General features: G+C 45.9%; 11 protein-coding genes. 3 read left to right on the forward strand and 8 right to left on the reverse strand.

The window, feature by feature from the left end:
- Positions 1-464 precede the first annotated feature (464 nt).
- From carA to ACE1OE_RS06885, 3 genes are all read left to right on the forward strand, one after another.
- The gene (gene carA / locus ACE1OE_RS06875; RefSeq protein ID WP_372059229.1) at positions 465-1,604 is read left to right on the forward strand and encodes a glutamine-hydrolyzing carbamoyl-phosphate synthase small subunit; all 1,140 of its coding nucleotides are present in this window, start codon (positions 465-467) and stop codon (positions 1,602-1,604) included.
- A gap of 16 nt (positions 1,605-1,620) precedes the next feature.
- Entirely contained in the window at positions 1,621-4,851 is a 3,231-nt protein-coding gene (gene carB / locus ACE1OE_RS06880) for a carbamoyl-phosphate synthase large subunit (protein ID WP_449210550.1), read from the forward strand.
- Positions 4,852-5,118: 267 nt separating this feature from the next.
- Positions 5,119-5,898, forward strand: coding sequence for a TSUP family transporter (locus tag ACE1OE_RS06885; RefSeq protein ID WP_449210551.1), 780 nt, complete (start codon positions 5,119-5,121; stop codon positions 5,896-5,898).
- On the opposite strand, the gene ACE1OE_RS06890 is transcribed toward ACE1OE_RS06885, so the two are convergent.
- The 8 genes from ACE1OE_RS06890 to ACE1OE_RS06925 all read right to left on the reverse strand — a co-directional run bounded on the left by ACE1OE_RS06890 (position 5,828) and on the right by ACE1OE_RS06925 (position 13,916).
- The gene (locus ACE1OE_RS06890) at positions 5,828-6,694 is read right to left on the reverse strand and encodes a LysR family transcriptional regulator (RefSeq protein WP_449210552.1); all 867 of its coding nucleotides are present in this window, start codon (positions 6,692-6,694) and stop codon (positions 5,828-5,830) included. The two genes, ACE1OE_RS06885 and ACE1OE_RS06890, sit on opposite strands and share 71 nt — an antisense overlap.
- A 221-nt stretch (positions 6,695-6,915) precedes the next feature.
- Positions 6,916-8,385 carry an ATP-binding cassette domain-containing protein gene (locus ACE1OE_RS06895; RefSeq protein ID WP_449210553.1) on the reverse strand — a complete coding sequence of 490 codons (1,470 nt, stop codon included), beginning with the start codon at positions 8,383-8,385 and terminating at the stop codon, positions 6,916-6,918.
- Positions 8,386-8,530: 145 nt separating this feature from the next.
- Entirely contained in the window at positions 8,531-9,148 is a 618-nt protein-coding gene (locus tag ACE1OE_RS06900) for a TRIC cation channel family protein (RefSeq protein WP_102468350.1), read from the reverse strand.
- Positions 9,149-9,293: 145 nt separating this feature from the next.
- Positions 9,294-10,118, reverse strand: a complete 825-nt coding sequence (btuF, locus tag ACE1OE_RS06905) for a vitamin B12 ABC transporter substrate-binding protein BtuF (RefSeq protein WP_449210554.1) — start codon at positions 10,116-10,118, stop codon at positions 9,294-9,296.
- 3 nt (positions 10,119-10,121) lie between these two features.
- A complete protein-coding gene (locus ACE1OE_RS06910; protein ID WP_449210555.1) occupies positions 10,122-11,075 on the reverse strand; it encodes a cobalamin biosynthesis family protein in 954 nt (317 codons plus the stop codon).
- A gap of 163 nt (positions 11,076-11,238) precedes the next feature.
- Entirely contained in the window at positions 11,239-11,934 is a 696-nt protein-coding gene (gene mtnN / locus ACE1OE_RS06915) for a 5'-methylthioadenosine/S-adenosylhomocysteine nucleosidase (protein ID WP_372059234.1), read from the reverse strand.
- 71 nt (positions 11,935-12,005) lie between these two features.
- Positions 12,006-12,452 carry a DUF1499 domain-containing protein gene (locus ACE1OE_RS06920; RefSeq protein WP_449210556.1) on the reverse strand — a complete coding sequence of 149 codons (447 nt, stop codon included), beginning with the start codon at positions 12,450-12,452 and terminating at the stop codon, positions 12,006-12,008.
- Between the two features lie 51 nt (positions 12,453-12,503).
- On the reverse strand, positions 12,504-13,916 hold the full coding sequence (locus ACE1OE_RS06925) for an FAD-dependent oxidoreductase (RefSeq protein WP_449210557.1): 1,413 nt from the start codon (positions 13,914-13,916) through the stop codon (positions 12,504-12,506).
- Positions 13,917-13,925: the final 9 nt, after the last annotated feature.

Below are 13,925 nucleotides of genomic sequence, written 5' to 3' on the forward strand. Positions count from 1 at the left end.
TTTGGTTCGACGGTGTTATTGAAAACTATTATTATCACAATGTGATGAGAATGAGCAATAAATCAACACTTCTGCAGTTTTAGGTGGTTATAATGGGGTCTTGGGTTAAGTAATTGGCATTAATGCTCGTTTTTATACGTTTACTGTGCATGCTTAACGTTTGCGTTTCAATATGTGAAATATTGATATCTTTCCTGTGTGAATGTGAGACTCAAAACAATTGATTCTGGATAACTGGTTGAATTTCGTTCTTAAAATGTGTTTTTTTGAGGGTTTAAGGCGTAAACGAGTTCAGATGCAATAAAACTTAGTTTTATTTTTATCTTATTGTTGACACTCATCACAGTGATAATTAGAATACCGCCAATTTGTCTGTACACCCTAATGGTCCTTTTAGCCATTGAAGAGGGAGTCAGCATTGAAATTTAATTTATAATTTTTGCATCTTTATTCTGGAGGTTATCTTGAGTAAACCAGCACTGTTAGTCCTAGAAGATGGGACGATGTTCCACGGTACGTCCATTGGAGCAGACGGGTTATCCGTCGGTGAAGTTGTTTTTAATACCTCGATGACGGGGTACCAAGAAATCCTCACTGATCCATCCTATTCTCAACAGATCGTTACTCTTACCTATCCTCACATTGGCAACACTGGAACTAACTCAGAAGATGAAGAATCTTCAGCTATCCACGCACAAGGCCTTGTGATTCGCGACCTCCCTCTCGTTGCTTCTAACTTCCGTAATGAACAGTCTCTTTCTGATTATCTTAAGTCGCAAAATATCGTTGGTATTGCGGACATTGATACTCGTAAATTGACGCGCATTCTACGTGAAAAAGGTGCTCAGAATGGCTGTGTTGTTGCGGGTAACAACATCGACGAGGCTCTAGCGCTTGCTAAAGCAAAAGAATTCCCTGGCCTTAAAGGTATGGATCTTGCGAAGGAAGTGACAACAAAAGAAGCGTATCAATGGAAACAAGGTTCGTGGACGCTTACAGGTGGACTTCCTGAGGCGAAAGCAGACAGTGAATTGCCATTCCACGTTGTTGCTTATGACTTCGGTGCAAAACGAAACATCTTACGAATGCTGGTTGACCGCGGCTGCCGCCTAACGGTTGTTCCAGCTGAAACTTCTGCTGAAGAAGTACTCGCTCTGAACCCAGACGGTGTTTTCCTTTCCAATGGCCCTGGTGACCCAGAACCATGTACTTACGCAATTGAAGCGACAAAAGTGTTCCTAGAAAAAGGCTTACCAATCTTCGGTATCTGTCTAGGTCACCAGATTCTTGCTCTTGCGTCAGGCGCTAAGACAGTGAAGATGAAGTTTGGTCACCACGGTGCAAACCACCCGGTTAAAGATTTAGATCGTGATGTTGTGATGATTACTTCGCAAAACCACGGCTTTGCTGCTGACGAAGAAACCCTTCCAGAGACACTACGTGCAACGCACAAATCACTATTTGATGGTTCTCTACAAGGTATTCACCGTACAGACAAACCAGCATTCAGCTTCCAAGGTCACCCTGAAGCAAGCCCAGGTCCGGAAGACGCAGCGCCGTTATTCGACCACTTTATTGAACTAATCAAACAGCACACAGCGTAATTCGGAGTAGTAGACAATGCCAAAACGTACTGACATTAAAAGTATTCTTATTCTAGGTGCTGGCCCGATCGTTATCGGTCAAGCATGTGAGTTTGATTACTCTGGTGCTCAAGCTTGTAAAGCGCTTCGCGAAGAAGGTTACCGAGTTATTCTTGTAAACTCGAACCCAGCGACAATCATGACTGACCCAGATATGGCCGATGCAACTTACATCGAACCTATCCAATGGGAAGTGGTGCGTAACATCATCGCTAAAGAGAAGCCTGATGCAGTTCTACCTACTATGGGTGGCCAAACTGCATTGAACTGTGCTCTAGACCTAGAAAAGCACGGCGTTCTTGAAGAGTTCGGTGTTGAAATGATTGGTGCAACGGCTGACGCTATCGATAAAGCAGAAGACCGTTCACGCTTCGATAAAGCAATGAAAGCAATTGGCCTTGAGTGTCCAACTGCTGATACAGCGAAAACGATGGAAGAAGCTTACAAAGTTTTAGACATGGTTGGCTTCCCTTGTATCATTCGTCCATCGTTCACGATGGGTGGTACTGGTGGCGGTATTGCTTACAACAAAGAAGAATTTGAAGAAATCTGTCGTCGTGGTTTGGACTTATCTCCAACTAACGAACTTCTTATCGATGAATCACTTATCGGTTGGAAAGAGTACGAGATGGAAGTGGTTCGTGACAAAAACGACAACTGCATCATCGTATGTGCGATTGAAAACTTCGACCCAATGGGTATTCACACAGGTGACTCAATCACTGTGGCTCCAGCTCAAACGCTGACAGACAAAGAATACCAACTAATGCGTAACGCATCTCTAGCAGTACTGCGTGAGATTGGTGTTGAGACAGGTGGTTCAAACGTACAGTTTGGTATCAACCCGAAAGATGGCCGTATGGTTATCATCGAGATGAACCCACGTGTATCTCGCTCTTCTGCACTAGCATCTAAAGCAACAGGTTTCCCAATCGCTAAGATTGCAGCGAAACTGGCTGTTGGCTTCACGCTAGACGAGCTAATGAATGACATCACTGGCGGCGCAACGCCAGCATCATTCGAACCAACAATCGACTACGTAGTCACTAAGATTCCTCGTTTTAACTTCGAGAAATTTGCAGGTGCTAACGACCGTCTAACGACTCAAATGAAGTCTGTTGGTGAAGTTATGGCTATCGGCCGTAACCAACAAGAATCTCTACAAAAAGCACTTCGTGGCCTAGAAGTTGGCGCGACTGGTTTTGACGAAATGGTAGACCTAGACGCACCTGATGCTCTAACGACTATCCGTCACGAACTGAAAGAAGCTGGCGCAGAGCGTATTTGGTACATCGCTGACGCATTCCGTGCTGGTATGTCGGTAGATGGTGTATTCAACCTAACGCAAATCGACCGTTGGTTCCTCGTTCAAATCGAAGATATCGTTAAGCTAGAGCAAGAACTTAAAGCGAAAGGCTTTGCTGGTCTGAACAAAGACGAACTAAACAAGCTTAAGCGCAAAGGTTTTGCAGATGCGCGCCTATCTAAGATTCTAGGTGTAGCAGAAAGCGAAATCCGTCGTCTGCGTGACCAATACGATATCCACCCAGTTTACAAGCGTGTAGATACGTGTGCGGCTGAGTTCTCCTCTGATACGGCTTACATGTACTCATCTTACGATGACGAGTGTGAAGCGAACCCAACAGACAAAGACAAGATCATGATTCTAGGCGGCGGTCCAAACCGTATCGGCCAAGGTATTGAATTTGACTACTGTTGTGTACACGCATCACTAGCACTACGTGAAGATGGCTACGAAACAATCATGGTTAACTGTAACCCTGAGACTGTTTCTACAGATTACGATACATCTGACCGTCTGTACTTCGAACCAGTAACTCTGGAAGACGTACTAGCAATCGCTCGCGTTGAGAAGCCAAAAGGCGTTATCGTTCAGTACGGTGGTCAAACACCACTGAAACTGGCTCGTGCTCTTGAAGCTGCTGGCGTACCAATCATCGGTACTAGCCCTGACGCAATCGACCGTGCAGAAGACCGTGAGCGTTTCCAAGTTGCTGTAGACCGTCTAGGCTTACTTCAGCCAGAAAACGCAACAGTAACAACAATGGAGCAAGCAGTAGAGAAATCTCGCGAAATCGGCTTCCCATTGGTTGTACGTCCTTCTTACGTACTTGGTGGTCGTGCGATGGAAATCGTATACGATGAGCAAGACTTACGCCGCTACTTCAACGAAGCAGTAAGCGTATCAAACGAATCTCCAGTACTACTTGATAGCTTCTTAGATGACGCGATTGAAGTGGACGTTGATGCGATTTGTGATGGTGAGCGTGTTGTTATCGGCGGTATCATGGAGCACATTGAGCAAGCGGGTGTTCACTCAGGTGACTCAGCATGTTCTCTTCCTGCATACACGCTAAGCCAAGAAATCCAAGACGTCATGCGCGAGCAAGTTGAAAAGCTAGCATTTGAGTTAGGTGTTCGTGGCCTGATGAATACGCAGTTTGCTGTTAAGAACAACGAAGTGTACCTCATCGAGGTAAACCCTCGTGCAGCGCGTACGGTTCCGTTTGTATCGAAAGCAACAGGCGCACCAATCGCTAAGATTGCGGCACGTGTCATGGCGGGTCAATCTCTAGAGTCTCAAGGCTTCACTAAAGAGATCATTCCGCCATACTACTCAGTGAAAGAAGTTGTACTTCCATTCAACAAGTTCCCTGGTGTTGACCCACTGTTAGGCCCAGAAATGCGCTCTACTGGTGAAGTTATGGGTGTTGGGGCAACATTTGCTGAAGCTTACTCAAAAGCTGAATTGGGTTGTGGTCACATCTACCCTGAAGGTGGTCGTGCACTGCTTTCTGTTCGTGAAGGCGATAAAGAACGCGTGGTTGACCTTGCTTCTAAGCTAACGAAACTAGGTTACCAGTTGGATGCCACTCACGGTACGGCAGTGATTCTAGGCGAAGCGGGTATCAACCCACGTCTAGTAAACAAAGTACACGAAGGTCGTCCTCACATTCTTGACCGTATCAAGAATAATGAGTACACCTACATTGTGAACACGGCGGCTGGTCGTCAAGCGATTGAAGATTCAAAAGTCCTTCGTCGCGGCGCTTTGGCTGAGAAAGTGAACTACACCACAACGCTAAATGCAGCGTTTGCAACGTGTATGGCTCACACGGCTGATGCGAAAACATCAGTGACCTCAGTTCAAGAGCTGCATGCTCAAGTGAACGCAGCGAAAGCTTAAGGTCACCAAGCACCAGTTAATAGCTAAGTTCTAATGAATAACTAGGTTCTAATGAATAGCCAAGCTTTAGTTATCGCTGAGCTCTAGTTTAAAAAATCCCGCTCTCGAGCGGGATTTTTTTTGTTTGTTAAATCAGTAAGAGACAACACAGGTAAGGTGATCGCTAACTGTTTCCTATGTGGAATAGGTTATCATCCATCGTTTCGCTTTTATTCGTGGTTTGATGACGTACAATTTTGTTCAATTTAATGCTAATGAGTGGAGTTCATGGACGTTACTTTCGACATATTGATGATGTTGTTCTTTGTTGCCGGCCTAGCGGGTTTTATTGATGCAATGGCGGGAGGCGGCGGACTCTTAACATTACCGGCCTTATTATCAGTTGGGGTGCCCCCGACTCAAGCACTGGCTACCAATAAACTGCAAAGCTCATTCGGTAGCTTTTCAGCCACGTGGTACTTCGTTCGAAACGGCATTGTTGATATCAAAGAAATGCGCCTGGCGATCGCATGTACTTTTATTGGGTCTGCGGTTGGTGCGGAGCTGGTTCAGCATATTGATGCGGGTATATTGACGAGCCTTATTCCTGTGTTGCTACTTGGTATCTCGCTGTACTTTCTGCTTGCTCCTCAGGCTGGAGAGGGCGGTGGAAAACCAAAATTGTCTGAGACTATGTTTGCTTTTTCTGTCGGGACCGGTGTCGGGTTTTATGATGGTTTCTTTGGCCCTGGAACGGGCTCTATTTTTACGATTTGCTTTGTCGCGATCGCTCAGCTTTCGATTGTGCATGCGACAGCGCGAACCAAGGTTCTTAACTTTACCTCAAACATTGCCGCATTGTTGTTCTTTATTTTTGCTGGCCTTCCGGTGTGGGAAATCGGTCTAGTGATGGCTGTAGGAGGCTTCATTGGTGCTCGAATGGGCGCGAAAATGGTGGTCACGAAGGGCAAGAAGTTTATTCGCCCGTTGGTGGTTATCATGTCAATGGTGATGGCGATAAAGCTACTCTTGGAACAGCATCCTCAATGGTTTCAATCACTGTTTTAGCGCGATGAATTTTTAGTGTCGACGAACGGTAGATGACGTGAATCGGGCGAGTTAATGCGGATAAAAAATCAAAGTCAAAGCACAGCGCTTCATCAATATGAAGCGTTTTTATTATCGACATAGGCACCAGCGCCGCCCCCGCCCCTTTGATGGCCAGTTGTGCGGCAGCGGTGTACGAGTCCATCTGCATGGCGGGCTCAATCTTTGATTGCTGAAGCAACGCTGCTTGATAAGTGTTGGCAGGGTTGTTGAGATCATTGGTGATCAAGGTGCGTGGTGCATGGATGAGTGGAGTTTGACTGACAATTTTGAACGGCTCATCGAAGAGGTGTGTGGCTTGTAAGCTGAGCTTTGCACTTAGGTGGCCTGCGCAAAGTCCAATCATCGCGTCACCTGAGCTAACGTGTTCTATGATTCGAGGCGTATGATTGGTCGTGATCGTGAGATAAGGGTCTTGGTTTAATAGCGGCACAATAAACTCACTGAGGTAACCAGCCACTAGTGTCTCAGAGCAATCGAGACGAATTAAGGTCTGGTCACTGAGTGTTTGTTCTTCTGATATCAGGCCCTTTAATTCATTCACGCTTGATCCTATGCGCTCAATTAACGCGAGTGCATCAGGCGTGAGCTTTATCTGCCTGCCGTCGGGCTCAATTAACTTTTTTCCCAGCCGCTTCTCAAGATTCGCAATCCGTTTGCTTACCGCTGACTGCCCAATATACAGGCGACTACCCGTTCGGCTCATGGTCTTTTCTTGTGATAAAACGAGTAGTGTATCAATGCCTTCAAGCAACATAATAATCGATGAAAAGTAGGAATAGATACAACTATGCTAGCATGAATTTGTGGCCTTAGAACCAAAAGATAGCCTGCAAATTACCGACCAAAGCCATACATCGTTGGTCGGTCACTCTCATTGACGGTATTTGAACCCAATAACGTCTTTGGTCATATTATTGTCTATTTTTCCCGCTAGCTTCTGGCAAAAAAATTTGAGAAAAATAGACAATGACAATATTAGCCTTCATTTAGTTTTCTCGGCTGAGTGATTTTTATCTGATATCCATCGTCATCAGCATTTGGAACAAAATCAACAAAGTGTTGAATGCTATCGAGTTCATCTTCTACATAATGTGAGACATACAAGAGTTGGCTCAGGTTTTCTTTAGCGATCATATTGAGCGCATTCATGACTAACTTTCGCCCCAGATAATCAAGTCCTTGGTAGGGTTCATCAAGAATCAGAATGGTGGGTTGTTTTATGATCGCCCTAGCGATCAATAACAGGCGTTGTTGACTGTATTCAAGCGACTTAAATGAGCAACGAGCCAGTTCATTCATGTGCAGTAGCGTTAGCCATTCTTTGGCAGTATCGATCTGTTTTTTGGTGGGTTTGTCGTACAACCCAATGGAATCAAAAAAGCCAGAAAGAAGGACGTCAAGTGCGTTGCAACTGACACGGTATTGAAGGTGCAGCGCGGATGAGACCATTCCCGTGTGTTGCTTGATGTCCCAGACGGTTTCTCCGCTGCCTCGTTTCATATCATAAATATGAATATCGTTGCTATAGCATTGTGGATGATCCCCAAATATCAGCCCGAGTAAGGTGCTTTTTCCACAGCCGTTTGGGCCGCGAACCTGCCAATGTTCGCCATGGCATATTTGCCAGTTCACATCGGAAAATATTTTTTGGTCGACATACTCCACGCAGCCATCGGTAATTCGAACGAGTGGGTCACTAAATTTAGGGGCGTGTTGATGCTTACGTATTAAGGTCAGCCATTGCTCGCTTTGTTGTGCCGACTGTGACAATAACTGCGCGATAACTGGATGGCTAATCCATTGCTGATAGGTGAGCTGTTCTTTTAAGGTGCCTTTTTCAAATAATGCAACATGATTGACCCAAGCTGGGATCTCGTCCTCTCGAGAAGTCACGATGATGAGCTGTATATAAGTAGCAAGGTCGTGAAGGTACCCAGTGAGCATTTTACGATGCAATTGGTCGAGACCAACAAAGGGTTCATCGAGAATCAATACTTGGGGGGAGGTGGATAGGGCTCGAGCCAGCATGACGCGGCGAGTTTCGCCTGTCGAAAGCTGTTTGAATCCTCGCTCTTTTAGGTGGAGTAAGTCTAACTCTTGCATCAACTGCTGAACAATCGCTGGGTTATCACATTGCTCCGAAACCAATTGCTCGACGGTGCGACCGTAATCGATTCGATCCATAAAGTCGGTATCATCATTCGCATGCTCAAGCTCAAGCAAGCGCTGTTGTTCGGTCAGGGAGACTTGTGCAATTTTATCGGTATAGGTATCGAGACAACCTGAATCCAACTGAATTTCATTGCACAATAGATCGCCAATCAAGGCGCCGACGTTACCTTCGGTCTCAAAAACGCCCCAATGCTGGCCTTCTAAAAGCTGCCAAGATGGGATATTCAGTGTTTGTGTATGATGAAAATGGACCTGATCGAATGTGATAGCCATGAGACCTCCTTACCTCGAATGAATCTACCTGACCGTAATGACATAATCACAATACGGTGAGTATTCAACATACTAAAGCTGCAGGAGAATTTGAAGTGGGAATGTCAGAGAATCGATATCTCTGACATCCTGAGTAGCCGGAGGGTTATTTGTCCAGTGCGAACGTGGGCAGTGAAAGCTGCCAGCGAATCGCGCCTAGTCGAATGATAAGTGTCGTGATAACGCAACTTAAAAAGGCACTTTCTGGCGTCGCACCTAACATCAATGTTGTGGTGTAAAATACGCCACCAATAATACAGGCTGTCGCATAGACTTCTCTACGCAGCACCATTGGGATCTCTCGGGCCAGTACATCACGGATGATACCGCCGCCGCAGCCAGTAATGACACCCATTATAATCGCAACAAGCGCCGAATCTTGATAGCTTAATGCTTTTTCGACACCAATACCGACAAAGACAGCCAATCCAATGGCATCAGAAACGGGCAATACCCACCATGGCAAGCGACGTGGATGTCTGACAAGCATCATCGTCAATAAACAGGTGATAATAATCACCCATAGGTAGGTCGTATCTGTGATCCAAAATACAGGGGTTGCGCCTAATGCCATATCACGAATAGTACCGCCACCAATCGCGGTCACACTGCCTAATACCATTACGCCAAAAGGATCCATCCTTAGCCTTCCTGCGAGGATCACTCCGGATATCGCAAATACCATTGTGCCGAATAAATCGACGAAATAGAGCATGGAGTCCACGGTTATATACCCATTGAAGAATTGAACGGAAAAAGTGCGGCAATTTTACGGCAATTATTACCAATTCGCACCTTATCTTCTTTAAAACCTCTATAAATTCGCGCTATATCTTTTGTTAAGGTATTTATCGGCAGATACTCGTCATTTATCCGCGATTTTTTCGAATGGTATCGAAATGATGGCAGACCTGCTCAATCGCGAGCAATGTGCGTGGTGTAGGGCGGTTGAGCCAATCAGAGGTTAGCGTCCACATGTGTTGTTGCTTTACTGCGGGTAACTCAGATGACCATTGCTGCCACATTCCGCCATCTTTTATGGCATGCTCTGAGCTAAAAATAGCGTCGGGCTGTCTTACAATAACTTGTTCTGGACTGACTTGAGGATAAGGGGCTTTGCTGTGAGAGAAAATATTCTCTCCACCACAAAAACTGAAAACCTCACTGGGCCAACTGCCTTGCGCTAGGGTAATGATTGGCTTTTCACTTAGTTGATAAAAGTAGCTGACAGGCTCATTGGTGTTGCTGTTGGACTTTAGCTGCTTCAATTTTTTGCGAAAGTCATCAGCGGCTTGCTGGCCAATGCTTGGGTCACGAGCATAGACACTAAGCGCTTCAATATTATCAGCGATATTTTCTAGTGTCTTTGTCTTTGAGTACACGAGGTTAAAACCAAGCTGTTTGAGTTTATCAAGTTCACGCGCTGGGTTACCGGCAGGCCATGCGAGAATGAGGTCCGGTTCTAGGGCGACAATACGCTCCAATTTTATGCCTTGGTAATTGGCAACACGTTCTAGATCTTTCGCTTCTTTGGGGTAATCACTGTACTCGCTAACCGCAATGAGTTGGTCACCTAATCCTGCCGCGTAAGCCAGTTCAGTGGCGTGGGGAGCAAGGCTAATGACTCGCTGAGCGACAGCCCAGGCTGGTGATGTGATGCTGAAAATGACCAATGACAACAACAGTCGTTTCATTAACTAAAATCCTTGATAAATGATGAACATGATACTGCTTTGAATCATTATCCAAGCGCAGATACGCCAAGCGATATCTTTTTGTAGTTGGGCTAGGTGATAAGCAGCAGGGGCGACTTTGCCACCAATACGGGCGCGTTGATACTTTGTTGTACCGTACATAGCAGGCCCTCCTAGTGCTAAGCCAAACTTATTCGCATACCCACAGAGTAACCAGTTGGTTACGGTGTTGTGCCAGGTTCTACTTTGTTCGATAGTCGCCGCAATCAGTTGTCTTGAGGTGCCGACCATAATTAAAAGAGAAAATAATTTTTGCGGCAATATATCGAGCACCAAAAATACCGTAACCGCGGGTTTTCCGAATACTTGGTAATGGGGTTTACTTGGACTCCAGGTGCGAGCCAATTCCATCATTAAGCGGTAAAGCAGTGCGCCAACGCCTCCTAGTATTCCGTACCAAAAAAGAACCCCGATAACACGTCTTGAATACCCTAAAATCAGGGTTTCTGCTGATGCCTTCCCTAAACCGAGTAAGGACAACGATGAGGTATCTCTATTGACATTGTCTTGTAATATGAGACGCGCACGGACTTTATCTTCGTGTGACAAGGTTTGGATAAGTTGCTGTGCCAAGGTCTCATTGGTTCGCCAGTCGAGTGCGAGTAATAGCAGCGCTAGTTGATAAAACTGGGCCTGCCACGCCAGTGACTGCATGGCGATTAATACCGCAATTGCGGGAACAATAAACAATGCCAGAGCGAGTACGCCGGACAACATTTGTTGAGATGGGGCGACGTTGGGAGGGTTCACTTTGTTGGCTATCAGGTGCGCTAGGCGTTGCCAATAATAAACGGGATGTGCACTTTTAGGTATGGGTAACAACAGATGAAAACCAAGCGCGCCCCACATGACGAGGAGCGCCCCATTAGCATAGAAACTCTCAAAAAAAGAGCTCATGAACAAATCCTTGTTAAAGACTATCCTAACGTCGTTTTGGGGCCATATTATGGCTTTCCAAAACGATGTTGATCTAAGAGGTGGTTTACCTAGGCATGCTTTACTCAAGTGATGATTTACTTAAGTGGTTGTTACCTAGGTTAGCGCTTAATTGAGTTATCGCTTATTTAAGCAGGCTCACCATGTTGATGACCATTTCAGAGGAGCTTTTTGCTGCAAGTGGCAGGAACTCTTCAAAACTCATTGGTGATTCTTTGTCTGCGATATCTGAGATGGCACGAACCACGACAAATGGGGTATCAAACTGGTGGCAAGTCTGTGCGATAGCCGATGCTTCCATCTCAACGGCGATAACACCAGGGAAGTTATTGCGAATCACGGCTTGACGCTCTGGGCGACAAACAAATTCATCACCAGTACAGATAAGACCACGCACGGCGTGTTGTCCTTCCATTTGCTTTAGCGCTTGTTCAGCGACGTTCATGAGCTTCTCATCAGCGGTGAATGCCGCTGGTTGACCTGCCATTTGACCAATCTCATAGCCGAATGCAGTCACGTCAGCATCATGGTGACGAACTTCTGTTGAGATAACGACGTCACCATGGTTAAGAGAGGACTCAAAGCCACCGGCTGAACCGGTATTAATCACAACATCAACTTGGTAATCGCTAAGAAGAATAGTCGTACCGACGGCCGCAGCCACTTTACCAATACCTGATTGAAGCAGCACAATATCCGCACCGTCTAGTTGGCCAGTGTAGAACGTACAGCCGCCTTTAATCTGTTGCTCAAGGTTAGTCAAAGCTGATTTTAAAATGGACACTTCTTGTTCCATTGCGCCAATAATGCCAATTTTCATGGTGACTCTCTAAGTTGGATAGATAATTGGCATGCAGTATAGCAACTTCGATAGGTTTGCCCAACGCTTGGTCAAGGATTTGTAAGAACTAACCCGGTCTCAATTAACTTACTACGAAACTGTTCGACACGTTCTCGGTTTACCTTGAAATCGTAATACCCAATGCGTGCTTCAGAGCGAACGAGTAACTCGCCATTCTGAATTTTCACTTCCATATCATCGGTATAACCGAACACTTTGGATTGGTATTCTACTCGTAAATAGTCGGATTTTTTATCCGCCACAGTGGCGCGTGGAAAACTCAAAGCAACCGATTCAATTTGATTGATGCTCACATCATCAGCAAGTGGGAATGGTGCGAGCTTAAATTCTTCGCGAGAATCTTGCGTAGAGACGCAGCGAGGACTGTCACCGCAAGGCTGCGCTGTTCTATCTACCATGTTTGTTGTTGACGAACTGCATGCGGTCAACGAGAGAATTATTGTGGTGAGTACAGATGCTTTGACGGTTTTATTCATGATGACTACCCCATAAAAAAGCCTGATATTACCAAGCTTGAAACGTACGTATTATATGTCTAAGAAGTCTAGTATGCCTTCAGCCGCTTTTCGCCCCTCATCAATCGCGGTAACGACTAAATCGGAACCTCTCACCGCGTCTCCTCCGGCGAAAATCTTAGGGTTTGACGTTTGGAATTGATAGATCTGTTTCGACGCCGCGCAAATTCGACCCCATTTATCCAGTTCAACGCCATGGGGGGCTAGCCAGCTCATTTTATGAGGTTGGAAACCAAATGCCATGATGACGGCGTCCGCTTTTAAAGTATGTTCGCTACCAGCCACTGGTTCTGGACGTCGTCTGCCGGCTTCATCGGGCTCGCCCAAGGCGGTTTTCACCATTTTAATTCCCGCTACGTGACCATTGCCATCAAGCTCAATACCAAGTGGTTGCAGGTTGAACTTAAATCTAACGCCTTCCTCTTTAGCATTTTTTACCTCACGTCTTGAACCAGGCATATTGGCCTCATCCCGTCGGTAGGCACAAATGACACTATCGGCATCTTGTCGTATTGATGTTCGTACACAATCCATCGCCGTATCACCACCGCCTAATACAATGACTTTTTTACCTTTCATGTCGAGAAATGGTGTTGTCGTAGGGAGTCCCATAACACGGTAGGTATTGGATACTAAGAATGGCAGTGCATCATAAACCCCAGGAGCCTCTTCGTTTTCTAGACCCGCTCTCATATTTTTGTAAGTACCGACTCCCAAGAACACGGCGTCGTAATCGCTAACGAGCTCTGACATCTCAACGTCTTTGCCAATATCGGTGTTGAGCCTAAACTCTACGCCCATATCAGTGAAAATACGGCGACGATTGAGCATCACGTCTTTTTCTAATTTGAAGGAGGGGATACCAAAGGTGAGGAGACCACCAATCTCGGGGTAACGGTCAAAGACAACAGGTTTGACACCATTACGAACAAGCACATCGGCAGCGGCAAGGCCTGCAGGGCCGGCACCAATAATAGCGACTTTTTTATCGCTCCATTCGACATGAGAAACGTCTGGTTTCCAACCCATTTCGAAGGCTTTGTCTGTGATGAACTTTTCGACATTACCGATGGTGACCGCACCAAAATCGTCATTTAAGGTGCAAGCCCCCTCACATAAGCGATCTTGAGGACATACTCGGCCACATACCTCGGGTAGGCTGTTGGTTTGATGAGAGAGCTCGACGGCTTCAATTATGCGCCCCTCATTGGCAAGCTTGAGCCACTGAGGGATGTAGTTATGTACGGGGCATTTCCATTCACAATAAGGATTACCGCAGTCAAGGCAGCGATCGGCCTGAGCCGTGGCTTGTTGCTTGGTAAACGGTTCGTATATCTCTACGAACTCAATCTTGCGGATTTTCAGCGGTTTTTTTGCCGGGTCGATACGACTCACATCGATGAATTGATAGACGTTCTGGCTCATAATTCTAGC

The organism is Vibrio sp. E150_011 (assembly GCF_053544015.1).